This window comes from Massilia sp. TS11 (assembly GCF_022012445.1).
In the GTDB taxonomy this organism is placed as follows: Bacteria; Pseudomonadota; Gammaproteobacteria; order Burkholderiales; family Burkholderiaceae_D; genus Telluria.
This window is the reverse complement of sequence record NZ_JAKLTS010000015.1, coordinates 52,919-79,408: the sequence shown is the minus strand read 5'-3', so window position 1 is coordinate 79,408 and position 26,490 is coordinate 52,919. Positions and strand designations below refer to the sequence as shown.

Annotated in this window: 16 protein-coding genes and 1 tRNA gene; 15 read left to right on the top strand and 2 right to left on the bottom strand. The window is 67.7% G+C overall.

The window, feature by feature from the left end; all coding sequences use genetic code 11:
• Positions 1 to 3: 3 nt before the first annotated feature.
• The 13 genes from LZ005_RS18695 (at position 4) to LZ005_RS18630 (ending at position 22,145) form a co-directional block, all read left to right on the top strand.
• Positions 4 to 414 (top strand): CopD family protein, encoded by a 411-nt coding sequence (locus LZ005_RS18695; RefSeq protein WP_237810015.1) that lies wholly within the window; start codon positions 4 to 6, stop codon positions 412 to 414.
• A gap of 36 nt (positions 415 to 450) precedes the next feature.
• Positions 451 to 1,656 (top strand): class I SAM-dependent RNA methyltransferase, encoded by a 1,206-nt coding sequence (locus tag LZ005_RS18690; RefSeq protein ID WP_373889356.1) that lies wholly within the window; start codon positions 451 to 453, stop codon positions 1,654 to 1,656.
• A 2-nt stretch (positions 1,657 to 1,658) separates the two neighbouring features.
• The gene (locus tag LZ005_RS18685; RefSeq protein ID WP_237810036.1) at positions 1,659 to 2,921 is read left to right on the top strand and encodes a multidrug effflux MFS transporter; all 1,263 of its coding nucleotides are present in this window, start codon (positions 1,659 to 1,661) and stop codon (positions 2,919 to 2,921) included.
• Positions 2,922 to 3,206: 285 nt separating this feature from the next.
• Positions 3,207 to 5,357 (top strand): HDOD domain-containing protein, encoded by a 2,151-nt coding sequence (locus LZ005_RS18680; RefSeq protein WP_237810014.1) that lies wholly within the window; start codon positions 3,207 to 3,209, stop codon positions 5,355 to 5,357.
• Positions 5,358 to 5,375: 18 nt separating this feature from the next.
• On the top strand, positions 5,376 to 7,568 hold the full coding sequence (locus tag LZ005_RS18675) for an EAL domain-containing protein (RefSeq protein WP_237810013.1): 2,193 nt from the start codon (positions 5,376 to 5,378) through the stop codon (positions 7,566 to 7,568).
• Positions 7,569 to 7,580: 12 nt separating this feature from the next.
• The gene (locus LZ005_RS18670) at positions 7,581 to 9,332 is read left to right on the top strand and encodes an SEL1-like repeat protein (protein WP_237810012.1); all 1,752 of its coding nucleotides are present in this window, start codon (positions 7,581 to 7,583) and stop codon (positions 9,330 to 9,332) included.
• Positions 9,333 to 9,388: 56 nt separating this feature from the next.
• A complete protein-coding gene (locus LZ005_RS21815; protein ID WP_307727815.1) occupies positions 9,389 to 10,846 on the top strand; it encodes a flagellin in 1,458 nt (485 codons plus the stop codon).
• Between the two features lie 79 nt (positions 10,847 to 10,925).
• The gene (locus tag LZ005_RS18655; protein WP_237810011.1) at positions 10,926 to 13,661 is read left to right on the top strand and encodes a pitrilysin family protein; all 2,736 of its coding nucleotides are present in this window, start codon (positions 10,926 to 10,928) and stop codon (positions 13,659 to 13,661) included.
• Between the two features lie 198 nt (positions 13,662 to 13,859).
• Positions 13,860 to 15,110 carry an NHLP bacteriocin system secretion protein gene (locus tag LZ005_RS18650; RefSeq protein WP_373889353.1) on the top strand — a complete coding sequence of 417 codons (1,251 nt, stop codon included), beginning with the start codon at positions 13,860 to 13,862 and terminating at the stop codon, positions 15,108 to 15,110.
• Complete coding sequence (locus LZ005_RS18645) at positions 15,107 to 17,278, top strand: NHLP family bacteriocin export ABC transporter peptidase/permease/ATPase subunit (protein ID WP_237810010.1); 2,172 nt, start codon at positions 15,107 to 15,109, stop codon at positions 17,276 to 17,278. The genes LZ005_RS18650 and LZ005_RS18645 overlap by 4 nt, the downstream gene beginning before the upstream one ends.
• The gene (locus tag LZ005_RS18640) at positions 17,275 to 20,100 is read left to right on the top strand and encodes an NHLP bacteriocin export ABC transporter permease/ATPase subunit (protein ID WP_237810009.1); all 2,826 of its coding nucleotides are present in this window, start codon (positions 17,275 to 17,277) and stop codon (positions 20,098 to 20,100) included. The genes LZ005_RS18645 and LZ005_RS18640 overlap by 4 nt, the downstream gene beginning before the upstream one ends.
• A gap of 11 nt (positions 20,101 to 20,111) precedes the next feature.
• Positions 20,112 to 20,642, top strand: a complete 531-nt coding sequence (locus tag LZ005_RS18635) for a cyclic nucleotide-binding domain-containing protein (RefSeq protein WP_237810008.1) — start codon at positions 20,112 to 20,114, stop codon at positions 20,640 to 20,642.
• Positions 20,643 to 22,145: a TolC family protein gene (locus LZ005_RS18630; protein ID WP_237810007.1), complete on the top strand. Its 1,503-nt coding sequence runs from the start codon at positions 20,643 to 20,645 to the stop codon at positions 22,143 to 22,145.
• A gap of 7 nt (positions 22,146 to 22,152) precedes the next feature.
• On the opposite strand, the gene LZ005_RS18625 is transcribed toward LZ005_RS18630, so the two are convergent.
• On the bottom strand, positions 22,153 to 23,418 hold the full coding sequence (locus LZ005_RS18625) for an NHLP bacteriocin system secretion protein (protein ID WP_237810006.1): 1,266 nt from the start codon (positions 23,416 to 23,418) through the stop codon (positions 22,153 to 22,155).
• Between the two features lie 7 nt (positions 23,419 to 23,425).
• On the bottom strand, positions 23,426 to 25,075 hold the full coding sequence (locus LZ005_RS18620) for a diguanylate cyclase domain-containing protein (protein WP_237810005.1): 1,650 nt from the start codon (positions 25,073 to 25,075) through the stop codon (positions 23,426 to 23,428).
• Between the two features lie 103 nt (positions 25,076 to 25,178).
• Between LZ005_RS18620 and LZ005_RS18615 the strand changes: the two genes are divergently transcribed.
• Both LZ005_RS18615 and LZ005_RS18610 read left to right on the top strand, forming a co-directional pair.
• Positions 25,179 to 25,252: transfer RNA gene (locus LZ005_RS18615), tRNA-Gly, on the top strand.
• A gap of 255 nt (positions 25,253 to 25,507) precedes the next feature.
• Positions 25,508 to 26,488, top strand: coding sequence for an HlyD family secretion protein (locus LZ005_RS18610; protein ID WP_237810004.1), 981 nt, complete (start codon positions 25,508 to 25,510; stop codon positions 26,486 to 26,488).
• Positions 26,489 to 26,490 lie beyond the last annotated feature (2 nt).

The following is a 26,490-nucleotide window of genomic DNA, read 5'->3' as shown; positions in this document are numbered from 1 at the left end:
CCTATGTTGTGGGTGAAAGCGCTGCACATCGTGTTCGTCACGTCCTGGTTCGCGGGCCTGTTCTACCTGCCGCGCATCTACGTCAACCTGGCGCTCGAGACCGAGACGGTGGCCACCGCGCGTCTGCTGCTGATGGCGCGCAAGCTGTACCGCTTCACCACCATGCTGGCGCTGCCGGCCATCGCCCTCGGCCTGTGGCTGTGGCTGGGCTTCGGCTTCAGCGGCGGCTGGCTGCATGCCAAACTGACGCTGGTGCTGCTGGTGATCGGCTACCACCACGCGTGCGGCGTGCTGCTGAAGAAGTTCGAAAATGGCCGCAACCAGCGCGGCCACGTGTTCTACCGCTGGTTTAACGAGGTGCCGGTGCTGCTGCTGCTGGCCATCGTGATACTGGTCGTCGTCAAGCCCTTCTGAGGGCCGATTCAACCATCAAGGATAAAGGGAACCCCTATGGCCTCATTTTTCTGTCCCTGCCCGCGCGGCATGGAAGCCCCGCTCGCCGAAGAACTCGGCGAGATCGCCCAGCAATCGTCGACCCTGCGCGTGCACAGCCAGGTGCCGGGCGGCGTGCATTTTTCGGGCGAGCTCAGTGACGCCATGCGCGTCAATCTGCACTCGCGCATCGCCTCGCGCGTGCTGCTGCGCATGGCCCAGGGCAGCTACACCAACGAGAACGACATCTACGACCTGGTGCTCGACACCCGCTGGGAGGACTGGTTCAGCGTCGACCACACGATCCGGGTCGACGTCACGGCCATCAAGTCGCCGCTGAAGAGCATCGAGTTCACCACGCTGAAAATCAAGGACGCCGTCTGCGACCGCTTCCGCGACCAGAGCGGGCGCCGCCCCTCGGTCAACACGCGCGAGCCCGATATGCGCATCCACGGCTTCCTCGACGCGCGCAACTGCACGATCTACCTCGACACCTCGGGCGAGGCCCTGTTCAAGCGCGGCTGGCGCAGCGAGACCGGCGACGCGCCCCTGCGCGAGAACCTGGCCGCCGGCCTGCTGCGCGTGTCGGGCTGGAAGCCGGGCATGCCCCTGTTCGATCCGATGTGCGGCTCCGGCACCATCCTGGTCGAAGCGGCCCAGCAGCTGCAAGGCATTCCGCCCGGCGCGCGGCGCAAGTTCGCCTTCGAAAAATTCAAGCGCTTCCAGGCGCCCGTGTGGGCCGCCATCAAGGCCGAAGTCAAGCCGCAGCCGCTGCCGGCCACCCCGACCCTGTTCGGCTCCGACATCTCGGGCGACATGGTGGCCATGGCGCGCCACAATCTGCAGCGCGCCGGCATTTTGTTCGAGGTGCCGCTCAAGCAGATCGAAGCGCAGCAGGTCAAGGCGCCGACCGAGCAGCCGGGCATCCTGCTGACCAACCCGCCGTACGGCGAGCGGATCGGCGTGCGCGGCGACAAGTCGGTGGCGCCCGACCAGATGGCGGTCGACTTCTACACGGCCTTCTCGGCCACGCTCAAGCAGCGCTTCGCCGGCTGGACCGTGTGCCTGTTCACGGCCGATCTGGGCGTGCCCAAGCTGCTGCGCCTGAAGGAATCGAAGAAGACGCCTTTCTTCAATGGCGCGCTCGAGTGCCGCCTGTTCCGGTTTGAGATGGTGGCCGGCTTCCACCGGCGCGAAGCGGCCATGCCCAAGCAGGGCGAGTGAGCATGCTGCCCGGCCCGCCGAGCGGCCTGCCGCCCGACCCCGAGACCCCGGTCCCGCTGCCGCCGCCGCACCGCATCGTGATGCTGTCGACGGCCGGACTGGCGGCCCTGCTGGCCGGGCTGGCCATGCTCGGTCCGTTTTCGATCGACACCTACCTGCCGGCCTTCCCGAATATCCAGGCCGGGCTGGCGGCCACCCCGCTCGAAGTCCAGCAGACCCTGACCGCCTACATGCTGGCGTTTGCCGTGATGGTGCTGTGGCACGGGGCGCTGGCCGATGCCTTCGGGCGACGCAATGTGATTCTGTGGTCGCTGGCCGTGTTCGCCGTCGGCACGCTCGGCTGCGCCGCCTCGGCTTCGGTCCACTATCTGTGGATCTTCCGGATTTTGCAGGGCGTATCGGCCGGGGCCGGGGTGGTGGTGGGGCGCGCCATCATCCGCGACCTGTATGCCGACGCCGAAGCGCAGCGCCTGATGTCCTCGGTGACGATGGTGTTTTCGATCGCGCCGGCGGTCGCCCCGATTCTCGGCGGCTGGATCGTCACCTTCTTCGACTGGCGCGCGATCTTCCTGTTCATCTTCGCCTTCACAGGCGCGCTGGCCTTCGTCTGCTACCGCCATCTGCCCGAGACCCTGCCGCCCTCGCGCCGCCAGGCCTTCAATCCCGGCTTCCTGTTCGAGAGCTACAGCGCGATCTTCCGCTCGCCGCTGTTCCACATGAAGTCCGGCATCGTGGCGCTGAACTTCGCCGGCCTGTTCCTGTTCATCACGGCCGCGCCCGAGGCCCTGCCCAAGCTGCTGCATCTGGGGCCGCACCAGTTCGGCTGGCTGTTCGTGCCCTGCGTGGGCGGCATGTTCTGCGGGGCCCTGGTGTCGAACCGCTTTGCCGGCAAGATCAGCCTGGCGCGCCAGATCGGCCTCGGCTATTTACTGCTGCTGAGTGCAGCAATACTGCAAGTCAGTTATCACGCGCTCGGCGGGCCGGCCGCCGCCTGGGTGCTGGTGCCGATGTTCATTTACACGATGGGCATGTCGATGGTCGCGCCGGGCGCGACCCTGCTGGCGCTCGACCTGTTCCCGCACATCCGCGGCACGGTCGCGTCCTGCCAGTCGTTCGGCACCACGCTGCTGGGCGCCGTGGTGGCCGGGCTGATTGCGCCGGCGCTCTCGCATTCGCTGCTGGCGCTGGCGCTGGGCCAGCTGGCCTTCGCGCTCGGCTCGCTGGCCTTGTGGAGCGGCACCCGCCTGTACCGCAAGCGCCCCTGAGGCCCGTTTCACTTTCTACAAACCTTGCCGCCTAAACAAATCGGGGTCAGACCCCATTTTTCTGCACGGATAAATGGGGTCTGACCCCATTTTTCTTTGTGTAAATATGTCAATTGGGAAACAGAAATCTTCATTGTTTCCCGGTACTTAGGCGGCTTAATTGAAGTTTTTCGGCAAATTCCCGACGAAATTTAATTTTCTGGCAGAAATTGCACGGTCGTATGCTAATATGGATTTTCCCCAAGTCCGGAACAGAGGGGCAAAAGTCCTCTATTTCAGCGATTTATGCAACAAGACGACCTGGATATCCGTAACCGCTTGCTGGTGGCGCGTCTGCCGGCCATGCCCCAAATTCTGATTCGGCTGCTGGAGCACCTGCAGGCCGACGACCTGGGCATGCCCGAATTGGCGGAACTAATCGCCCAGGACGCGGGCATGACCAGCAAGATCCTGTCGGTCGCCAACAGCTCGGCCTTCCACCGCACCGGGCGCAGCGTCGGCCTCGAACAGTCGCTGGTCCAGCTCGGCACGGACATGATCAAGACGCTGGTCATCAGCGAAAGCGTGTTCCAGACTTTTAATTCCTTCCCGCACTCGGGCAGCACCGATCTGCGCGCCTTCTGGAAGGCCTCGCTCACGGCCGCCGTCATCGCGCGCGATCTGGCGCGCCGCATGGACTACGCCCAGGCCGAGGAAGCCTATCTGGCCGGCCTGCTGCACAATGTCGGCCGCCTGGCCCTGCTGGCCACGGCCCCGCGCGAGTACGCCTATAACTTCACCGCGCGCGACGATGAAACCCTGTGCGCCGTCGAGCAGCGCACGCTGCAGATCACCCACTCGGAAGCGGGCGCCTGGCTGATCGAACGCTGGCACCTCGATTCCTTCCTGGCCGATTCGGTCCTCTACCACCATGAGCCGAGCGCGCGCCTGGAAACGGCCCATCCGCTGATCCGCATCGTGCGCGCCAGCCATCTGCTGGCCTGCCACGGCCTCGACGATATGGACGTGGCCGATGTCTGTGCGCTCACCGGGCTCGACAACAAGGATGTCAGCCTGCTGTTCGCCGCCGCCGAGAAGCAGGTGGCGCGCGCGGCCACGCATCTGGGCATCGACCTGGACGGCGCCGACGAGATCGAAGCGCCGCCGGCCATGGCGGCGCCGGCGGCGCCGGCCGATCCGGTCCAGCAGCGCCTGTCGGAAGAAGTGCGCAATATGGTGCTGGTGTCGGAGATCGGCCAGACCATGGCGCGCCAGCAGGGCGAAACGGCCCTGCTCGAATCGATGGTGCGCACGGCGCGCATGCTGTTCGAATTCGGTAACACGGTCGTGCTGATGGAGAATCCGACCGGCCAGGCCCTGGTCGGCATGCCGATCGGCGACGTCCAGCGCATCGCCGAATTCACGGTGCCGCTCCAGCACGGCGGTCTGGTCGCGGAAGCGGCCACGGCGCGCAAGCTCAAATTCCTCCACAAAGACAAGCTCGACCTGAGCCTGGCAGAAGAACAGCTGTTCCGCCTGCTCGGCGCCGAGACCCTGGTCGTCGTGCCCCTGGTCGCGGCCCAGCGCTGCCTCGGCGTGATGATCGGCGGGATTCAGGCCTGGCAGCTGGCCGCCACCGAACGGCGCGTGAACTTCCTTCAGGCTTTCGGCAACCAGGCCGCGGCCTCGCTCGAAAACGCCATCAGCGAACGCGGCCATGCGCGCCGCCAGCTGGCCTCGGTCGCCGAGGAATACCGCGAGGCCACGCGCCGCGTCGTGCACGAGGTGAATAATCCTCTGTCGATCATCAAGAATTACCTGTCGGTGCTGGACGCCAAACTGGCGCGCAGCGAGCCCGTCAGCGCCGAGGTCGCCATCCTCAACGAGGAAATCGACCGCGTCGGCCAGCTGGTCGGCGGCCTGACCAAGCTGCAGCCGGCCGAGGGCGGGCGCAACACCGACGCGGCCAAGGTCGTCAACGATGTGGCGCGCCTGTTCCGCGGCTCGGCCTTCATGCCCGAAGGCGTGGAGATCGGCGTGGCCATGGGCGAGGGGCCGGTCGAGATCGAGGCCGATGGCGATGTGCTCAAGCAAATTCTGGTCAACCTCGTCAAGAACGCGGTCGAGGCCCTGCCCCAGGGCGGGCGCATCGAGATTGCCAGCCGCGGCCAGGTCAATCTGGAACGCAAGCTGTACCAGGCCCTGGTCGTGTCCGACACCGGGCCGGGCCTGCCGCCCGATGTGCTGGCCAATCTGTTCGCGCCGGTGCGCAGCACCAAGAGCGGCAACCATCGCGGCCTCGGCCTGTCGATCGTGCATGCGCTCGTGAAAAAACAAGGCGGGGTGATCACCTGCCGGAGCGGCCGTGGCGGCACGGCCTTTGAAATTCTGCTGCCCATGCGGCAGTCGGGCCAGAGCGCACCCGCTCTGCCGGCGCGCATGCCTGACTCTGTGTAATGCCTGATGTCGATGTCTGTGTCCCCTGTTTCCGTGCACGAGGCTGAACAGCCGCGCATCCTGCTCGTCGACGATGAGCCGCGTCTGCTCGCCTCCCTGTTTGAACTGCTGCGCGACGGCCCGTATCAGCTGGCCACGGCCAGCACCGGCGAGCAGGCGCTGCAGGAACTGGCGCGCCTGAAGTTCGATCTGGTCCTGCTCGACCTGCGCCTGCCCGACATGAGCGGCCACGATGTGATGGACTTCATCCGCGCGCGCGGCATCGATGTCGACGTCATCGTCATCAGCGGCGAGGGCGCGATCGACGCCGCCATCGGCGCCATCAAGCGCGGCGCCTATGACTACCTGCGCAAGCCCTACAGCCGCGAGGAACTGCTGCACACGGTCGGCAAGGCCCTGCAGCGGCGCGCCCTCGCGCTCAGCAACGCGCGCATGGCCAGCCAGCTCGAGACTTCGGAGCGCATGTACCGCTACCTGGTCGATTCCTCGCCCGACATCATCTACACGCTCAATCACGAAGGGCGCTTCACCTTCGTCAATGACCGCGTCGAACAGCTGCTCGGCATCAGCCGCGAGGAGCTGATCGGCAAGCACTATTCGGTGCTCGTGCACGACGAAGACCAGGAGCGCGCGCGCTATGTGTTCAATGAGCGGCGGCGCGACCAGAAGGCGGCGCGCAAGGTCGAACTGCGCCTGAAGTGCTTCAACGGCAATGCGATCGAGCGCACCTTCAGCCATTGCCTGACCTCGATTGCGCTGAACGCCATCGGCCTGGCCCAGGATGGCGCCGTGCTGCCGCACGATTATTTCGGCACCTATGGGGTGGCGCGCGACATCACCGAACGCAAACGGGCCGAGGAACTGATTTCCTACCAGGCCTACCACGACATCCTGACCGACCTGCCGAACCGCATCCTGTTCAAGGACCGCCTCGGCCTGGCCGTGATCCAGGCCAAGCGCAAGCAGACCGAGCTGGCCGTGATGTTCATCGACCTCGACCGCTTCAAGCTGGTCAATGACACGCTCGGCCATGTCAAGGGCGATGAGCTGCTGCAGCAGGTGGCGGCGCGCCTGAAATCGGTGGTGCGGCGCGGCGACACGCTGGCCCGTCAGGGCGGCGATGAATTCACGGTGGTGCTGCCGGAACTGGCCCAGCGCGCCGATGCCGAACTGATCGCCGATAAATTCCTTGAAAGCCTGCAGCAGCCTTTCGCGCTCGACGGTCACGAGGTGCATATTTCGGCCAGTATCGGCATTGCCGTGTATCCCGACGATGGCGAGACCATCGACGAACTGCTGCGCCACGCCGACATCGCCATGTACCACGTCAAGGGGCAGGGCAAGAACGGCCACTGCTTCTACGACAATTCGATGCTCGACATCACGCATCAGAAGATCGTGCTCGAGCAGGCCCTGCGCCGCGCCATCGAGGAAGGCCAGCTCGAGATGTACTACCAGCCCCAGGTCGATCTGGCCAGCGGGCGCGTGGTCGGGGCCGAGGGCCTGATGCGCTGGAACCACCCGCTGCGCGGCGTGCTGACGGCCGGCGAGTTCCTTCCGTTTGCCGAGGAAATCGGCCTGATGCTGCCGCTGTCGGACTGGATGGTCGGCGCCCTGTGCCGCGACCTGACGCGCTGGAACCTCAATGGCGGCGAGCATGTGCGCCTGTCGCTGAATGTCTCGCCCCAGTACCTGGAGCGCGGCGACTTCTTCGACAAGATGCGCGCGGCCATGCTCGAGCACAAGCTCTCGCCCGAGCAGATCGAAGTCGAGATCACCGAGAACATCTGCATCCGCAATCCGCAGCACGCGATCGACCAGTTGCAGAAGCTGTGCCAGCTGGGGGTGGCCGTGGCCATCGACGATTTCGGCACCGGCTATTCCTCGCTGTCCTATCTGCACCGCTTCCCTGTGCACACGATCAAGATCGACCAGGCCTTCGTGCGCGAGATCCGCGACGAACATGGCCACTACCCGGTCATCCTGGCCATCATCTCGATCGCGCGCGGGCTCGGCCTGCACCTGATCGCCGAGGGTGTCGAAAACGAAGTCCAGGCGCGTTATCTGCAGGCCAATGGCTGCACGGTGATGCAGGGCTATCTCTACCACCGGCCGATGCCGCTGACCCAGCTGCTCGGCGTGTTCGCGCGCGACGCCCTGCAGGTGCCGCGCATGGCGGCCCCGGCCATGCTGGCCGCGCGCCAGGCCTGAGCGGAGCCGGACATGCACGAACAGCCCGCGCCGAAAGACACTGCCGACGACAATTACACGCTGGAATTCCTGCGGGTCAAGGGTCTGGCCGAGCGCGGCGTGGCGCATGCCCAGCACAGCCTGGGCTTCATGTATTTCAATGGCCAGGGCGTGCGCCAGAGCTATGAGCTGGCGGCCAGCTGGTACCGCATGGCGGCCGCGTCCGGCCTGGCCCATGCCCAGTACAACCTCGGCCTGATGTACCAGAAGGGCCAGGGCGTGCCCCAGAGCGAGCGCGAGGCGGCGCTGTGGTTCGAGCAGGCGGCCGACGGCGGCTATGCGCCGGCCCAGTACAACCTCGGCTGGATGTATGCCAAGGGGCAGGGCATGCCGCAGGATACCAAGATGGCCCTGTACTGGTTCACCAAGGCGGCCGAGCAGGGCGACCCGGGCGCCCAGAACAATCTGGGCATGATGTTCGACACCGGCAAGGGTGTGCCCCAGGATTATGAAAAGGCCGTGTTCTGGTACCGCAAGGCGGCCGAGCAGGGCTATGCGCGCGCCCAGTTCAACCTGGCCCTGCGCTACGACAACGGCCAGGGCGTGCCGCGCGACCCCCAGGTGGCCGTCGGCTGGTTCCGCAAGGCGGCCGACCAGGGCCATGCGCCGGCCCAGTTCAATCTGGCCCTGCGCTACGACAAGGGCCAGGATGTCCAGCAGGACACGCAGAAGGCCATCCACTGGTACCGGCGCGCGGCCGAGCAGGGCCATGCAAGCTCCCAGTTCAATCTCGGCCTGATCTACGACAACGGCCAGGGCGTGCCGCGCAACGAAGGCTTCGCCATGGAGTGGTACCGGCGCGCCGCCGACCAGGGCCATGCGGGCGCGCAGAACAATATCGGCATGCACTATCTGCATGGCCAGGGTGTGCCGCTCGACTATACGCAGGCGCGCCACTGGTTCGAGATGGCGGCCGAACAGAATTTCGCCGCCGCCCAGTACCACCTGGGCCAGATGGCCGACAACGGCCAGGGCTGCGAGCCCGATCCGGAAACGGCCTGCCACTGGTATCGCCGCGCCGCCCTGCAGGGCCATGTGCGCGCCCAGTTCGACCTCGGCCTGCGCTGCGAGGCCGGCAAGGGCGTGCCGCGCGATCTGCAGGCGGCCCTGTCCTGGTATGTGCGCGCGGCCGAGCAGGACTATCTGCCGGCCCAGACCATGCTCGGTCAGCTGTATGAACGCGATGACCTCGGCATCGTCGATCTCGACAAATCGCACCAGTGGTATCTGCGCGCGGCCGAGCAGGGCCAGGTTCAGGCCCAGTTCGCGCTCGGCCTGCGCTTCGACAACGGGCTGGGCGTGGCGCGCGACTTCACGGCGGCGTTTGCCTGGTATCTGCGCGCGGCGCGCCAGGGCCATGCGCGCGCCCAGTTCAATATCGGCCAGATGTATGCGGCCGGGCAGGGCGTCGAGCGCAATCTCGAAGAAGCCCAGCACTGGCTGGAGCAGGCGCGCCAGTCGGGCTCGGAGGCGGCCGGCCGCTTCCTGCGCCAGCTGGCCGCGCGCCGCCAGCTGCAGCCGAAGTCGGTGTCCTGGCGCGGCAGCACGCCCGAGGCCCTGCTGCCCGAGGGACCGGCCGGCACCCAGGTGTGGAAGGCGCGCCCGATTCTGCGCCCCGTGCTGCGCGAAGAAGACCCGGTGCTCGACTTCGATCCGACCCGTCCCCTCGTCGATCTGTTGAAAATTAAGAAACAATCCGGTCTGAGTACCGACATCGACCTCTGAGCCACGCTCAAGACAGGCCACCTGCTGCCGTTAATGGAGGAGGAAATGCCTGTGTCATGCAAACAATCACTACGAATCTTCCGAGTCTGAACGTTCAGACCCTGAGCGAGCGCTCGCGCATTCTGCTGGAGTCCAGTACCCAGCGGCTGGCGACCGGCTTGCGTATCACCAGTGCCAAAGACGACGCGGCGGGCTTCGCCATTAGCGAGCGGATGAGCGCGGGGGTGACCGGCCTGAACCGCGCCACGCGCAATACCAATGACGCCGTCTCGCTGCTGCAGACGGCCGAAGGCGCGGTCGCGACCCTGGTCGACAATTTCCAGCGCATCCGCGAACTGGCCGTGCAGGCCGCCAACGGCAGCTACAGCAAGCACGACCGCGACGCCATGCAGGCCGAGGCGGCCGCCCTGGTGCTGACCAATCAGCACATCGTCAGCACCACGCGTTTCAATGGCAATGTGCTGCTCGACGGCTCGTTTTCCGAGCAGATCCAGGTCGGCGCCAATGCGGGCGACCAGATCCATGTCGAAATTCCCGAACTGCTCAAGCGTTCGGTCGACCAGCTTGGCCTGCAGACCGTGCCGGTCACGCGGGTGACGGCCACCAGCACGGTGAGCGGCGCGCTGACGGCCGGCGCCCTGAGCCTGAATGGCCAGGCGGTCGGCGCCAGCGTGGCCGGGGCCGGCCTCGGGCGCAGCGCGAACAGCGCGTTTGCCGTGGCCGCCGCCATCAATGCGGCCGCCATTACCGGCATCTCGGCCAGTGCCAGCACCAGCCTGTCGGTGGTGGCGGCCAATGGCGCGAATGTCGCCAGCGGCGGCCTGGTCATCAATGGCGTGGCGATCGGCGCCATCAGCGGCGCCACCAGCGCCCAGGTGGCCGCGAGTGCGGCCAGCGCCATCACGGCCGCGGCCGGCAGCAGCGGCGTGACGGCCGTCGCCAATGGCAATAGCGTGGCGCTGACGGCGGCCGACGGCAGCGACATCATCATCGGCGAAGGCAGCGCCGGCGCCGCCGCCGCGCTCGGCTTCACGCTCGGCACCACGCGCGGCCATCTGACCGTGACCGGGCCCGACACGGCCGGCTCCTCGACCCTGGCCGTGGGCGGCAGCAACCCCGGCGCGGCCGGCCTGAGCAGCGGCATCATCAACGGCAGCCCGACCGGCGCCACCACCACCGCCTTGCTTCCCGTCGGCGTCGACGGCGAAGCGGCGATCGATTTGACCACGGCCGCCGGTGCGGCCGCAGCGATAGACTACATGGATACCAAGATCGACCGAACCAACCAGATCCGCGCCCAGCTCGGCGCCAACCAGCGCCGTCTGGAGCTGGTGATCAACCGCAGCATGGGCGCCGCGGCCGAGCTCGACGCCGCGCGCAGCCGCATCCGCGACGCCGACTTCGCCCAGGAGACGGCCCAGCTGACGCGCGCCCAGATTCTGCAGCAGGCCGCGATGGCCGTGATGACCCAGGCGAATACCCAGCCGCGCCAGGCCCTGGTGTTGTTGCGCTAGGCGCCACATGCATATCTGAAAGCGGCCACCGGGCGCGCGGGCTCTGCCAGAATGGGGGTTTTTGTCCCGCGCGCTCACCATGTCCCGCCACCTGTTCGCTGCCCTCGGCCTGGCCGCCTGCCTGCTTGCCGCTCCCGCCCTGGCCGATAGTCCCGCCTTCGAGCGCAAGGCCTATCAGATTCCCTACCAGAGCTTCACCCTGTCCAACGGCCTGACCGTGATCGTGCACGAGGATCACAGTGCGCCGGTGGTGGCCGTCAATCTCTGGTATCACGTCGGTTCGCGCAACGAGGTGCGCGGCAAGACCGGCTTTGCCCACCTGTTCGAGCACTTCTTCTTCAACGGCTCCGAGCACTACCCGCACGGCTTCCGCGAGGCGATGGACGATATCGGCGCGAATAACCGCAACGGCACCACCAATACCGACCGCACCAACTTCTTCGAAGACGTGCCGGTGGCCGCGCTCGAACGCACGCTGTATCTTGAGTCCGACCGCATGGGCTGGCTGGCGGCGAACATCTCCCAGGCCATGCTCGAACGCGAGCGCGGCGTGGTGCAGAACGAGAAGCGCCAGGGCGAGAACCAGCCGTACGGGCGCGTGCGCAACGAGATCGTGGCGCGCATGTATCCGTACTCGCATCCGTATTCGTGGTCGACGATCGGCAGCATGGACGACCTGAACGCCGCCAGTCTGGACGACGTGAAGGCCTGGTACGCCACCTACTACGGCCCGAATAACGCAGTGCTGGTGCTGGCCGGCGACACCACCCCGGCGCGCGCGCGCGAATTGAGCCAGAAGTACTTCGGCGCGATTCCGCCCGGCCCGGCCCTGCCGCGCACGGTCGAATGGATTCCGCAGCTGGAGCGCCCGATCCGCGACGAGATGGAAGACCACGTGCCCCAGGTGCGCGTGACGCGCAGCTACCACGTGCCGGGCTGGCGCGGGGCCGATACCCCCTACCTCGAGATGTTCGCGCGCGTGCTGGCCGGGACCCGCAGCGCGCGCCTGGAAAAGCGCCTGCGCGGCCTGATCACCAATGTCTCGGCGAACGTCAGCGACGCCGAAATCAGCGGCCGCTTCGATATCAGCATGGTGCTGCGCGAAGGCGCCAGCGTGGCCCAGGCCGAGCGCGAGCTCGACGCCGAACTGGCGGCCCTGCTGGAGAAAGGCCCGAGCGCCGAAGAACTGGCGCGCCAGCGCACCGTGCTGCTGGCGAACTTCGCGCGCGCCACCGAGCGCCTGGGCGGCATGGGCGGACGCAGCGACGTGCTGGCCCAGAGCCAGACCTACGGCGGCCGCCCCGACGCCTACCTCGATCAGCTGGAACGCGCGGCCACCGCCACCCCCGAGCAGGTGCAGGCCGCCGCGCGCCGCTGGCTGGCCGGCGCCAACCACTACACGATGGTGGTCAAGCCCTTCCCCAAACTGGCCGCCGCCAGCACCGACGTCGACCGCAGCAAGCTGCCGCCGCTGGGCGAGTTCGCCGCCGTCCAGTTCCCGGCCGTGCAGCGCGCGCGCCTGCCGAACGGCCTGCAGGTGGTGCTGGCCGAACGCCACGGCGCGCCGATCGTGAATGCCAGCCTGGTGCTCGACGCCGGCCTGGCTGCCGACAGCGCCGACAAGGCCGGCCTGGCCGCGCTCACGCTCGAAGCGCTGGAGCGCGGCAGCGCGCGCCGCAACGGCTTCCAGCTGGCCGAAGCGCTGGAAGACCTGGGCGCGCGCCTGTCGAGCGCCTCCACGCCCGACCAGAGCCTGCTGCGCCTGCAGGCCACGCGCGCCAATCTCGGTCCCGCGCTCGGCATCCTGGCCGAGACCGTGCTCGAACCCGGCCTGTCGGCCGCCACCATCGCCGACATGAAGAAGCGCCGCCTGGCCCAGATCGGCCAGGAGGTGGCGCAGCCGGCGCCGCTGGCCCTGCGCCTGCTGCCGCCGCTGCTGTACGGCGCCGGCCACCCGTATGCCAACGTCGCCCTCGGCACCGCGCAGAGCATGAACACCATCACGCGCGAGGATGTGCAGGCCTGGTATGCGCGCTGGGTCAAGCCGGGCAGCGCCACCCTGATCGTCAGCGGCGACACCACGCTGGCCGAGCTGCTGCCCCAGGTCGAGGCGGCCTTCGGCAAATGGAGCGGCGGCAGCGCCCCGGCCAAGCCGGTGCCGGCGCCGGTCCAGCATGCGGGCCGCACGATCTACCTGATCGACAAGCCCGATGCGCCGCAATCGATGATCGTCGCCGCCCACCTGAGCGAAGCGCGCGGCGGCGCCGACGAGCTGGCGATGGAAGTGGTGATGCAGAATTTCGGCGGCATGTCGACCTCGCGCCTGAACCGCAATCTGCGCCTGGACAAGCACTGGAGCTACGGCGCCGGCGCCCAGCTGCTGAATGTGCGCGGCCAGCGCGCCTTCATCGTGCAGGCCCCGGTCCAGACCGACAAGACGGCCGAAGCGATGCGCGAGATCGCCAAAGAGGTGCGCGACCAGGCCGGTGCGCGCCCGGTGCGTGGGGCCGAATTCGACTCCATCATGCGCAATGTGCAGGCGCGCCTGCCGGCCCGCTTCGACACCCTGGCCGCGCTCGACGGCGCCCTCGTCAGCAGCAGCAATCTCGGCCTGGCCGACGACTACTGGGCCGGCTATGCGAGCCGCGTGGGCCAGCTGAAGGAAGGCGACCTGGCGCGCGCCGCCGCCCGCTACATCCGACCCGAGCAGCTCGTGTGGCTGGTGATTGGCGACCTGCGCAAGATCGAAGCCCCGATCCGCGCGCTGAACTGGGGCGAGATCAAGCGCCTCGGCCCCGACGGCCTCCCCCGCTAATACTGAACGGGGTCAGGTCCGGCAATCGGACATTCGCGAACTTTTCGGAATTCGAAAAGTTCCGAAATGTCCGATTGCCGGACCTGACCCCGTTTTTGTTGCATGGGATTGGGGGAATTTTGGCTATTATCTTCCAAGCAAGATTCAAAGCGGTTATGATTGTTTCTCTAAAGATCATAACAACGGACTGCCCGCAGCGTGAACGCCACGCCCTCTCCGGAGCGCCTGCAATCTCCCGACCGCTGGGATGATTTGCCAGCAGTGAACCACCCGCCCAAACGGCTGTTTGCGGCGGGTCTCGTCATTTTGGCCGTCGTGTTTTTCACCTGGCTCGGCATGGGCCAGGTCGATTCGCGCGTGGCCGGGCGCTGCATTCTGCTGGGTTCGCATGGCATTTCCGAAATCACCAGCGCGGCCGAGGGCCGCCTCGATGGCCTGGCCGTGCATGTCGGCGACCAGGTGCGGCCGGGCCAGGTCATCGCCACGCTGCGCCGGCCGGAGTTCGAACAGCGCCTGGTGAAGGCGCAGGCGCGCTTGGCCGATCTGCGCGCGCGCCAGCAGGAGGCTGATGCCCTGATCGAACGCAGCGGCTCGCTCGGTAAAACGGCGGCCGCGCGCGAACAGGCGATCGTGGCCGAACGTCTGGCCACGATCGGCCAACGTCTGGCCCTGCTGGAGAAGCGCGTGCAGGCGCAGCAGGCCCTGTATGCGGACGGTCTGACCACGCGCCAGAATCTGGTGGCCGCGCAGGACCAGCGCGAAGCCGTGGTGCTGGAGCAGGCGGCCCTGAAAAGCCGCGCCAAGCAGCTGCAGTTCCAGGCCAGCGAGGACAAACGCAATCTCGATGGCGAGCGCATCGCGCTGGCGCTGCAGGTGGCCCAGGCCGAACGCGAAGTGGCTCTGCTGAACAAGCAGCGCGATGAACTGATGACGGTGAAGAGCGCCTACAACGGCCGCGTGGTGGAAGTGAAGGCGCAGAACGGCGTGGCGCTGGCCACCGGTTCGCCGGTGGCGACGGTCGAACTGGCCGAGGGCGACGAGCGCGCCGACCTGATCGCGGTGCTGTTCGTCGACGCCAACACCGGCAAGCAGCTGAAGGTGGGCATGGCGACCGAGGTCACGCCCAGCTATGTGAAGCGGCAGGAATTCGGCTTCATCCGCGGCACGGTGGCGAATGTCTCGGCCTTCCCGGCCAGCCGCGCCGCCATCGGCCAGCTGCTGCAGAACCCGGACGTGGTCAAGGAACTGACCAACGACAAGGCGACCATGGAAGTGCGCGTGCGTCTGGACCGCGCGGCCAGCGGCAATGGCTATCAGTGGTCGGCTGCCGCGCGCCGCCCGCCGCCCGTGCATAGCGGTGCGCTGTGCAGCGCCGATGTGCTGGTCAAGCGCAAACGCCCGATCGAGATGATCATGCCGGCCCTGAAGCGCTGGACGGGGATCCAATGAACCTCGACCGCCTTCGCCACGGCGTGGTGCGCACGCCGACCGTGATGCAGATGGAGTCGCTCGAATGCGGCGCCGCGGCGCTGGCCATGGTGCTGGCCTATCACGGCCGCCACGAGCCACTCGACCAGCTGCGCGTGCGCTGCGGCGTCGGGCGCGATGGCTCCAAGGTCTCGAACCTGCTGGCGGCGGCGCGCAGCTTCGGCATGCAGGCCCAGGCCTGGAGCACGCGCGCCTCCGAACTGCCGAAGTTGAAGGGACCCTTCATCGTCTTCTGGAACTTCAACCACTTCCTGGTGGTGGAGGGCTTCGGCAAGGACGGCCTGGCCTATCTGAATGATCCGGCCTGCGGCCGCCGCACGGTCGGCATGGCCGAATTCGAGGACGCCTTCGCCGGCGTGGTGCTGACTTTCGAACCGGGACCGGAATTCGAAAAGCGCAGCCGCAGCGGCGGTCTGCTGCAGGCCATGCTGGGGCGCCTGGCGGCGGACCGGCCGGCCCTGGCCTTTGCCGCTTTGGCCGGCCTGTTCCTGGTGATTCCGGGGATGGTGATCCCGGTCTTCACGCGCATGTTCGTCGACCGCATCCTGATCGACAATCAGCAAAGCTGGTTCCTGCCGATTCTGCTTGGGCTGGCGCTGGCCACGGCGCTCGAGGCGGCCCTGCTCTGGCTCCAGGGCGACCATCTGCTCAAGCTGCAGAACAAGCTGTCGCTGGCCGCCACCAGCCGCTATTTCTGGCACATCCTGCATATGCCGGTGCCCTTCTTCGCGCAGCGTGCGGCCAACGAGGTGGCCTCGCGCCTGAAGCTCAATGAGTCGGTGGCCAAGGTGGTCTCGGGCGACCTGGCGCGCGCCTTGATCAACGGCGGCCTGGCCTTCTTCTTCGTGGCGGTGATGCTGACTTACGATGCGCTGCTGACGGGGATCAGCGTCCTGATCGTGGTGCTGTCGATGCTGGCCTTCCAGTTCGCGGCGCGCCGCACGCAGGAGCTTTCGGTCAGCTACGCGATCGCCGATGGCCGCCTGCAGGGCAATGCGGCCAATGGCATCGCGATGATCGAGACACTGGCCGCATCGGCCGACGACAGCTACTTCTACAGCAAATTCATGGCCCAGCATGCGCAGGTGGTGAAGGCCAACCAGCGCATGGAGACGACCAGCTCGCGCTATGCGCTGGTGCCGGCCTTCCTGATGATGCTGAATACGGTGCTGATCCTGGTGATCGGCGGCTTCCGCGTGATGGACGGTTATCTGACGATCGGTATGCTGATCGCCTTCCAGGGGCTGGTGGTGAACTTCGCGCGCCCGATGTCGGACCTGTTCGGCGTGCTGGAAAAAGTGCAGCGCCTGCGCGGCGACCTGCAGCGCCTTGACGATGTGCTGCGCTGCGAGACCGATCCGCAGGTGGCCGCCACGCCGGCCGAGGATGTGGACGTGTCGCAGAAGCTGTCGGGCGCGGTGGACGTGCGCGAGCTGCGCTTTGCCTACAGCCCGCAGGACCGCGACCTGTTTAACAAGCTCTCGCTGTCGATCCTGCCGGGCGAGCGCATCGGCATCGTCGGCGCTTCGGGCAGCGGCAAGTCCTCGCTGGCGCGCATCATCGCGGGCATGTATCCGGCGGTCGCGGGCGAGGTGCTGTTCGACGGGCGCGCGCGCGCCGACTATCCGCGCGAATTCATGGCCGCCTGCGTCGCCCACGTCGATCAGGAGATCCAGTTCTTCGAAGGGACCATCCGCGACAACCTCACGCTGTGGGACAAGAGCCTGAGCGAGGCGCAGATGGTGGCCGCCGCCAAGGACGCGATGATCCATGACTTCATCATGGCCCAGCCCAGGGGATATGACACCAAGATGGACGAGAACGGGCGCAATCTCTCGGGCGGACAGCGCCAGCGCCTGGACATCGCGCGCGCCCTGTGCACCAACCCGCGCATCCTGGTGCTGGACGAGGCCACCAGCTCGCTCGACGCGACGCTGGAAAACGCCATCCTCGACAACTGCCGCCGGCGCGGCTGCACCACCATCATGATCACCCACCGCCGCTTCACGCTGGCGCGCTGCGACCGCGTGATGGTGCTCGAGTACGGGCGCATCGCCGAACAGGGCGAATTCGGCGAGCTGTATGCGAAACCGCAGGGCGCCTGCCGCCGCATTCTGGAGGGTGCATGAACGCCGTGCCTTTGCCGCGCCAGGCGCGCACGCTCGAACACGGAGCGCTGCTGGAGGCAGGCGCCTTCAGCCTGTTCCTGCACGATCCGCGTCCGGGCGGCCGTGGGCTGATCGGTCTTGGCCAGGTCGATGGACCGGCGGTGCTGCCGCCGATGCAGGATGTGCTGTGCGGGCGCCAGCGCTATCGGGTGGTCGGCTTTCCGGCCGCCGGTGCGCGTCTGGCGCCGCTGCCGGCGGCCGTCACCGAATTGGAACCCTGGCTCAATGGCGCCAGCGCGGTGGCCGCCTGCTGGCCGCCGCCGGCGGCTGGCCTGCCGGTCGACTGTGCGATCACGCGCGGCCTGTTCGCCGCGCACGAGGGGCAGCGCATCGCCAGCCCGGCGCTGGTGCTGGCGCGCGTGCAGACCGGATTCCTGCTGGTCGACGGCCTCGATGGCGAGGAGCTGCATCCGGGCGCGCTGGTGGCGCTGCCGCGCGAGATCGCGCTGACGGCGGCCGAAGAGGTGGTGCTCGACGTCTTCCGTTTCGGCGAGGCCGCCCAGGACGTACGCATGGCCAGCCTGCAGCGTCTGTGGGACCTGTCCTTCAAGATGGCCTGGGAACGCGGGTTTGCGGAAGGCGCCGACGAGGAGGCGCGCATCAGCGACGCACGCCTGCGCGACGCCAACGACCTGAACGCCGGCATGGCCGCGCTGGCCGGCCTGGTCGAGGGCGACCGCAGCTGGCTGGACGCCGGCAAAAAGGACCCGGGCCCGCTGCTGACGGTGATGCAGCATGTCGGGCGCGTGCTGGGCATGCCGTTCACGCGCGACGTGCGGCGCGGGCGCACCAATGCCGATACGGCCAATGATCTGGCCGAGGCCAACGGGGTGCGCTGCCGCCAGGTGCTGCTGACCGGGCGCTGGTGGGAGGCCGACAACGGCCCGCTGTTGGCCTTCGACGCCGAAAGCGATCTGCCGATCGCGCTGGTGCCGGAAGGCGGCCAGCGCAATTACCTGCTGCATGCCCATGAAGGCAAGGCGGTGCCGGTGAATGCCGAGACGGCGCGCCGCGTGAAGCCCTACGCCTTTGTGTTCTACCGCCCGCTGCCGAACAAGGCCCTCAACGAGTTCGATCTGCTGCGCTTTGGCCTGCACGGGCAGACGCGCGAAATGGCCGCGGTGATCGCGCTGGCCGGCGTCATCGGCCTGCTTGGCCTGGTGGTGCCGCTCGCCTCGGCGCGCGTGATGGACGTGGTGATCCCGGGCGCGCAGCAGATGCCGCTGGTTCAAATGGGCCTGGCCCTGCTTTGCGTGTCGCTGACCTCGGCCGTGTTCTCGCTGGTGCGCTCGCTGATGGTGCTGCGCATCCAGGACAAGATGGACATGGCGATCCAGGCAGCCGTGTGGGATCGCCTGCTGCGCATGCCGGCCGCTTTCCACCGCAAGTACACGGTGGCGAATCTGGAGGCGCGCGTGCGCGCCTGCCAGCGCGTGATCCGCATTCTGTCGGCGCGCACGGTCGCCAGCATCTTTGCCGGCGCCTTCTCGGCCCTGAACTTCGTGGTGCTGTTCTGGTTCAGCGCCAGCCTGTCGCTGATGGCCCTGGCCATGGTGGTGCTGGCCGCCGGCGCGGTCACCTGGTTCCGCCGCCGCACGCGCCACATCGCGGCCAATGCGCCGGACTCGCCGCGCAAGCTGTCGGCGCTGGTGCTGCATATGATCCAGGGCGTGGGCAAGCTGCGCGTGGCCGCCGCCGAAGGACGCGCCTTTGCCCAGTGGTCGCGCGAGCACGCGATCGGCGAGGTGCCGAACACCGGCATGGCGCGCCTGCGCGTGGTGGAGAACGTGTTCTTCCGCGCCTATGACCACCTGGCCGTGCTGGTGCTGTTTGGCCTGGCCGGCTATCTGGTCGCCAGCCAGGGACCGGGCCATCTGTCGGCCGGCGAATTCGTCGGCTTCTTCGCGGCCTTTGGCGGTGTGTTCAAGGGCGTGCTGGGGCTGTGCGAAACCCTGGTCGAAATCGTCGCCGTGGGCGGCGCCTACAATCAGGCGCGCCCGATTCTCGAAACCCTGCCCGAGGCCGAAGCCGGCAAGACCGACCCCGGTGCGCTCGGCGGCCAGGTCGAAGTCAATCGCGTCAGCTTCGCCTACCCGGGCGGCCCGCCGGTGCTGCACGAGGTCTCGCTGCTGGCCAAGCCGGGCGATTTCGTCGCCATCGTGGGCGGCTCGGGCTCGGGCAAGTCGACCCTGCTGCGCCTGCTGCTCGGCTTCGAGAAGCCGGGCGCGGGCTCGATCCTGTTTGATAACAAGGACCTGGCCGAACTCCACCTGCGCAAACTGCGCCGCCAGTTCGGCGTGGTGCTGCAGGATACGCGCCTGCTGGCGGGCGACCTGTTTGCGAATATCGTCGGCGACTCCGGCGCGACCCTGGACGAAGCCTGGGCCGCAGCCGAAGCGGCGGCCGTCGATGCCGATATCCGCGCCATGCCGATGGGGATGTTCACCGTGATCGGCGATGGCGCCAGCACGCTCTCGGCCGGACAGCGCCAGCGCATCCTGATCGCGCGCGCGCTGGTGCGCAAGCCGCCGGTGCTGTTCCTCGACGAGGCCACCAGCCTGCTCGATGGCCCGGCCCAGGCGCGCGTCATGGCCAATCTGGCGCGCCTGCGCATCACCCGCATCGTGATCGCCCATCGTCTGGCCTCGCTGGTCGACGCCGACCAGATCATCGTGCTGGAAAACGGCCGCGTGGCCGAGCATGGCAGCTACCGCGAACTGATGGCGGCCGATGGCCTGTTCCGGCGCATGGCCGATGAACAGTCGCTGTCGGCCCAACACTGAAAGGAAGTAGAGTGCGTAAAGTCCTGTTCATTCTGAGCGAACTGCTGGACGACGATGTCGACTGGCTGGCCGCCAATGGCGAACGCGCGGCCTTCGCCAGCGGGTCGGAGCTGATTGGTCTGGGCACGCGTGTGGACTCGCTGTTTTTCGTGCTCGACGGCCAGGTGGAGGTGGTGGCCGGCAGCGGCGCCGTGATCGTCACCCTCGGCAGCGGCGAGGTGCTGGGCGAGATGTCGCTGGTCGATCCGGCCAAGACCACGGCCGCCGTGCGCGCCAAGGACGGCGTGGTCACGCTGCGCCTGCCGCATGCCGTGCTGCGCGAGAAGCTCGCCGCCGACCCGGCCTTTGCCGCGCGCTTCTACCGCGCGCTGGCGATCTTCCTGTCCGACCGGGTGCGCAACACCACGCGCCGTTTCGGCTATGGTGGCAATGGCCCCGCGCCGGACAAGGCCGAACTGGAAGAGATCAACGAGGAGCTGGTCGACAAAATCTACCTGGCCGGCACGCGCTTTGACCGCATGCTGAAGAAGCTCGCGGGTTGAATGATGCGGCCACTGTTCCTGTCCCTGCTGCTGGCCAGCGCCGCCGCCCAGGCGGCCGAGGGCCTGGCCCTGCGCGACGCCATCGCCCTCGGCCTGCAGCGCAGCCCCGACATCCAGCTGCAGCGCTACGCGGAAGGTGCCAGCGCCGGGGCGCGCAAGAGCAGCGAGGCCGCCTTTGACACGGTGCTGACGGCCAGCGCAGGCCAGAACCGCGATCTGCGCCCGCTGCGTGCCGACGAGCGCGCGCGCTTTCTGGCGGCCGGAGTGGACCAGGACCTGAACGTCAACAGCTACAGCCTCGGCGCCAGCCGTCAGCTGGAGAACGGCTATGTGCTCACTGGCGCCTATGCGCTGACCAGCACGCGCGACGACGTGCAGCAGGCACAGAACATCCCGCGCCAGAACGTCGACAAGCTCAGTTTCGGCCTGCGCCTGCCGCTGCAGAAAAACGCCGGGCGCGAGGCGCTGGCCGTGCGCAATGCCACCGGCCTCGAATATCAGGCCAGCCTGCGCGACACCGAACAGGTGGTCGCGCGCACCGTGCTGGCCGTGGTGCAGGCGTATTGGGACTGGGCCTCGCGCCAGGCCTCGGCCCAGGTGGCGCTGGGCGCCGAGCAGCGCGTGCGCCAGCTGCAGCGCGAGACCGAAAAGCTGGTGGCGGCCGACGAACTGCCGCCGGCGGAACTGAACCTGATGCAGGCCGCCGTGAAGGAGCGCGAGACCGCGCGCATCGGCGCCGAACAAAAGGCGCGCGACGGCCGCTTTGCCCTGGCGCGCCTGTTTGGCATGGATGCCGTCGCCACCGAGGCCTTGCCGCTGCCGGCCGAAATCCTGCCCGAGCAGGCCGGCGCCAGCCTGCTGGAGAGCCTGCGCCAGCAGGCACTGGAACGGCGCGCCGATCTGCAGGCCCTGCGCCTGCGCGAACAGGCGGCGCAGGAGCGTCTGGCCGGCGCGCGCCTGGCCACGCGCCCCACGGTGGACCTGGAGCTGGGCGCCTACTACGCCGGCCTGAAAGAGGGTACGCGCGCCAATCCGGCCGCCTTTGATCCGACCGCACGCACCGCCGGCCCGGGCTTGTCGGCCAAGCTGAGTTTTTCGCTGCCGATGGCGAATGCCGCCACCGAAGGCCCGCTGTTGACGGCGCTGGCCAATGCCGACAGCGCGCGCCTGCGCCGCGAGGCGCTCGAACAGAGCATCCTGGCGAATGTGGAAGCGGCCTATGGCAATCTGCGCGCGGTCGAAGCCCAGCTGGCTTCATCGGCCGTGTCGGTGGAGCGCTACCGCGCCGCCCTGCGCGACACGGTGACCAAGCGCCAGCTCGGCACCGCCACCCTGATCGACGTACTGAATGTGGAAGACCGCCTGAATAATGCGATCCAGGGGCGCCTGGCCTATCAGCTGGCCTATGTGCAGGCGCGCGCCACGATTCTGTATGAGACCGGACGGCTGCTGAAACCGGAAGGGCAGGGCTTCACCGTGGCGCTCGAGCAGCTGCTGCCCTGAACCGCGCTTACTGGCCCTGCTTGACGGTGCTGCGGAAGATCGGCAGCACCATGGCCACCGGCTTTTCGTGCTGGACCAGGATCTCGCCCTGGCACAGGGCGCCGCTCGAAATGGCGACGCGGTTGCCGCCTGCGCTGGTCCACTGATACGGGTTGCCGGGACCGGCGCCCGGCCCCAATTTGAGCAGCTGCAGCCGCACCTCATAGGTGGCCGTGCCGCGCGCCAGTTCGCGCATCAGGTCCGGATTGGCGATGGTGTTCAACAGGCCCTGGGGCGAGGCCGGGTAGGCCGAGGTGGTGCGCACGCGCGCGCGCAGCATGCCATGCTCCTCACGCTTGGCGTGGCTGGGCAGCAGCTCGGCGTCCTGCCCGGCCGCGATCTTCTTGCCATCCGCGGCCGACACATACATCACCGCTTCCAGCTCGCGTCCGGCGTTATCGATGCGTTCCAGCGACAGCACCGCCATGTCGCGCTTGACCGGCGCGTCCAGCCCCGCCTTGACCTCGACCACCTTGCCGTCTGTCGGCGCGCGCAGGCGCGTCACCGCGCCCTCCTGGTTTTCGAGTGCGGCCAGCGCGCGGCGCGCATCCTGGATCTGCAGGGTGAGCTTGGCCAGGGTGCCGCTGCTCTTGCGCGCGAGGTCGGCCTCCTGCTTGTCGATGTCGACCAGCTTGCGCTGGGTGTCTTCCAGCGCCGCGCGGGCGTCGGCGAGATCGAGCGGCGTGGTGGCGGCGGCGCGCTCGGTGATCAGGCCTTCCTTGCGGATGCGATTATTGATGTCGACCTGCTGCTCCAGCAGCGCGATGCGTTTCTGATCGCTGCGCGCGCGCAGCTGCAGGGCGGCGCGCTGCTCGGCCAGACTGTCGTGGGCCAGACGCACGCTGTTGCTGGTCTGCTCGCGCGCGACGCGCGCTTCGGCCTCGAGATCGGCCACCGACTGGCGTGCCGACTGGATTTTTTCGTACAGGTCGGGCGTGGCCACCAGCGCCACTTCCTGGCCCGCGCTGACGCTGTCGCCCGGCTTGACCAGCAGGGCCGTGATGCGGCCCGCCACGTCGGTCGTCACGTCGGTGACGCCGGCCGGATGCATGATGATGCAGCTGCCGCGCACCCGCGTCGGCACGTCGCCGACGGCCGACCAGACGATGATCGCCGCGAGAATCGCGCCCAGCAGGGCCAGCATGCCCCAACCGCGCCAGCCCACGCGCGCCACGTGGCGGTCGAACTCGCGCACGGCTTCGGGCGGGGGCAGGGTCGGCGTCGGGGTGCTCATCCGGCGATTATGCCAAGCGGGCCAGATTGCTGTCGAGCGCTTCGTCGTAGATGCAGTACTGATTCTTACCGGCGCGCTTGGCCGCGTACATGGCCGTGTCGGCGCGCGACATCAGCTGCGACCCGGACAAGGCAATGCCGTGATAGATGGCGATGCCGATCGAGGCCGACAGGTTGACGCGCACTTCGCCCGCCAGATAGGGCTCGGCCAGCACCTGCAGATAATGGCGCGCGATGGCCTCGGCATCGGCGCGGCCCTGCTCCAGGTCGGCCAGCAGGACCACGAATTCGTCGCCGCCCTGGCGCGCCACGGTATCGGTGCGGCGCCGCCCGGCGCTCAGGCGCTGCGCCACTTCCACCAGCACGGCGTCGCCGACATCGTGGCCGTGGGCGTCGTTGACCGGCTTGAAGCCATCGAGGTCGATGAACAGCAGCGCGAACACGGCCGGTCCGCGCGCCGCCCGTGCGATGGCCTGCTGCAGGTGGTCTTCCAGCATGGCGCGGTTATACAGGCCGGTCAGCGAGTCATGATGGGCGATGTAGCTCATGCGCGCCTCGCTCGCTTCGAGCGCCGCCTCTTTCTCGCGCAGGCGTTTGACCAGATGATTGAAGCCCTCGAGCATCTGGCCCACTTCATCATCGGCCTGCACCGGCAGCGGCGCCAGTTCGCGCTTGCCATCGGCCATATCGCGCATCGCGCTGGCGGCCGTGCTGAGAGGGCGCAGAATGCGCGGCAGCGCCAGCACCATGATGGCGATCAGCAGGGCCGAAAAGGCCAGGCCGAACGTCAGGACCACGCGTTTAAACGACTGCATCACGGCGAAGGCCTCGCGCGTGGGCACGCGCGCCACCACGAACCAGCCGGTGGTCGGCACGCTGGCGATGGCGGATAGCTCCTCCACGCCCTGGGCATTGGTGGTGATGCCGCTGCCGCGGAAGCCGTTCATGGCTTTGTCGTGCAGCGGATTGACGCCGGCTGGCGGCAGCGGCGTGAACACCATGGCCGGATCGCTGGCGCCGACGAACAGGCGATCGTCGGGCGCCACCACCAGCAGGCCGCCGCTGCGGCCCACATGGTGGCCCTGCACGCGGCCCAGAAGGCTGGACGCGTCGAGGCGCGCCACACCGGCCAGCACAGCGCGTGCGCGGCCATCGGCATCGCGCACGGCGGCGGCAAAAATCAGGATCGGCTCAGCGCTGATGCGCCCGCGCGCAGGGCGCGACAGCACCGCGCCGCGGCTACCCAGCGCGCGCTGGAACCATTCGGTATCGCGGTAATTGAGTTTGCCGCGCGCGGCCACGGGCGGATAGTCGGCCAGCACGCCATTGCCATCGATGGGCAGGACGGTCAGGCCGCGGTCGAGCAGCGGCGCCATGCGCTGGCGCTCGCCCAGCCAGGCTTCCAGCGCATCGCCCTGGGTCAGCAGGTTCTGCGGCAGGGCGGAGGCAAGGGAGCTGACCATCAGCAGGCGCGCGCGGATCGCTTCGTCGATGTCCTGGGCGACATAGGTCGCCTGCGACATGGTCTGGTCCTCGGTCGAGCGCTCCACCTCTTCCTGAGCGATCGGCATGGCGACCAGAATCCGAACCAGGACCGCGACCACCATCAGCGTGATGGTGACCGCCATGAGCCGGAATTTGATGCTTTGTGGATTCATAGCCTTGCATAATACCCAATACCTGTGACGGGCAGGTTGCAGAGGCTCCACAATCGGGGGACTTTGCCAGACTTGCCGGGTTTCGCGTAGAATGCGGGGCGCTGCGGGTGTAGTTCAATGGTAGAACGCCAGCTTCCCAAGCTTGATACGTGGGTTCGATTCCCATCACCCGCTCCACAGAGCACCGTCGCGACAGCCAACCCTAGCCGGTTGGCTTTTTTATTGCGCCTCGGAAAAAATGGGGTCAGACCCCATTTTTCAATATCCCCAGGCGCTTCCTTGCCCAGCAGATAAATGGGGTCTGACCCCGATTTATTCGAAATTTTGATTTGGACATGTTTTCCACAGGAATCCCTCGGAGTAGAATGAAGTCATTCAAATGAATGAATTTCGCCGGGCCTGGTGCTGTGGCGGGTTAAAGGGAGTGGAGCCATGTCTTTCCTCACACTGCGCCGCTGGTCGGCCTTGGTGATCCTGCTGGTGGTCGGCGTGGCCATTTTCCTGCTGCTGCGGTCTCAGCATCAGACCAGCCTGCCGCCGGGTATCGCGCTCGGCAACGGGCGGCTCGAGGCCACCGAGGTCGATGTCGCCACCAAGGTGGCCGGGCGGCTGGCCACCGTGGCCGTGCGCGAGGGCGATGCCGTCGTGCGCGATCAGGTGCTGGCCAGCCTCGATGTGGCGGACCTGCAGGCGCAACTGCGCGCCGCCCAGGCCCAGGTGGCCCAGGCGCGCGCCGCGGTGGCGGAAAGCCGGGCTGGGGTGGACAGCAGTAACAGCCAGCAGAAGCTGGCCAGCCTGACCCTGGGGCGCACCGATCAACTGGTCAAGCGCGGCTTCCTCTCCGGCGATCGGCTCGACCGCGATCAGAGCGCCCTGCAGACGGCCGAATCAGGCGCCGCGGCTGCGCGCAGCCGCCTGCGCGAAGCCGGCGAGGCCGTCACGGCGGCCGAAGCGCGCGTCGATGCGCTCAAGGTGACCATCGCCGATGCCGCACTCAAGGCGCCGCTGGCGGGGCGGGTGCTGTATCGCCTGGCCCAGCCGGGCGAGGTGATCGCGGCCGGCGGCAAGGTGCTGACCCTGCTCGATCTGTCCGATGTGTTCATGTCCGTCTACCTGCCGACCAGCGAGGCCGGCAAGGTCGCCCTGAATAGCCCCGCGCGCATCGTGCTCGATGCCCTGCCGGGCCAGGTGATTCCGGCGCGCGTGGTGTTTGTCGCGCCGCGCTCGCAGTTCACGCCGAAGGAAGTCGAAACCCGCAACGAGCGTGAGAAGTTCATGTTCCGCGTGAAGGTCCAGGTGGAGCCGGCCTGGCTGGCCGCCCACGCGGAACTGGCCAAGCCTGGCATGCCCGGCGTGGCCTATGTGCTGACCGTGCCGAACACGCCCTGGCCGGCTGCGCTGACGCCGCGGTAAAT

Coding starts and splice junctions, on each gene's coding strand:
- LZ005_RS18685 (WP_237810036.1), top strand. CDS start 1,659: ATGCTGCCCGGCCCGCCGAGCGGCCTGCCGCCCGACCCCGAGACCCCG.
- LZ005_RS18620 (WP_237810005.1), bottom strand. CDS start 25,075: ATGAATCCACAAAGCATCAAATTCCGGCTCATGGCGGTCACCATCACG.
- LZ005_RS18610 (WP_237810004.1), top strand. CDS start 25,508: ATGTCTTTCCTCACACTGCGCCGCTGGTCGGCCTTGGTGATCCTGCTG.
- LZ005_RS18670 (WP_237810012.1), top strand. CDS start 7,581: ATGCACGAACAGCCCGCGCCGAAAGACACTGCCGACGACAATTACACG.
- LZ005_RS18640 (WP_237810009.1), top strand. CDS start 17,275: ATGAACGCCGTGCCTTTGCCGCGCCAGGCGCGCACGCTCGAACACGGA.
- LZ005_RS18680 (WP_237810014.1), top strand. CDS start 3,207: ATGCAACAAGACGACCTGGATATCCGTAACCGCTTGCTGGTGGCGCGT.
- LZ005_RS21815 (WP_307727815.1), top strand. CDS start 9,389: ATGCAAACAATCACTACGAATCTTCCGAGTCTGAACGTTCAGACCCTG.
- LZ005_RS18625 (WP_237810006.1), bottom strand. CDS start 23,418: ATGAGCACCCCGACGCCGACCCTGCCCCCGCCCGAAGCCGTGCGCGAG.
- LZ005_RS18630 (WP_237810007.1), top strand. CDS start 20,643: ATGATGCGGCCACTGTTCCTGTCCCTGCTGCTGGCCAGCGCCGCCGCC.
- LZ005_RS18690 (WP_373889356.1), top strand. CDS start 451: ATGGCCTCATTTTTCTGTCCCTGCCCGCGCGGCATGGAAGCCCCGCTC.
- LZ005_RS18695 (WP_237810015.1), top strand. CDS start 4: ATGTTGTGGGTGAAAGCGCTGCACATCGTGTTCGTCACGTCCTGGTTC.
- LZ005_RS18655 (WP_237810011.1), top strand. CDS start 10,926: ATGTCCCGCCACCTGTTCGCTGCCCTCGGCCTGGCCGCCTGCCTGCTT.
- LZ005_RS18645 (WP_237810010.1), top strand. CDS start 15,107: ATGAACCTCGACCGCCTTCGCCACGGCGTGGTGCGCACGCCGACCGTG.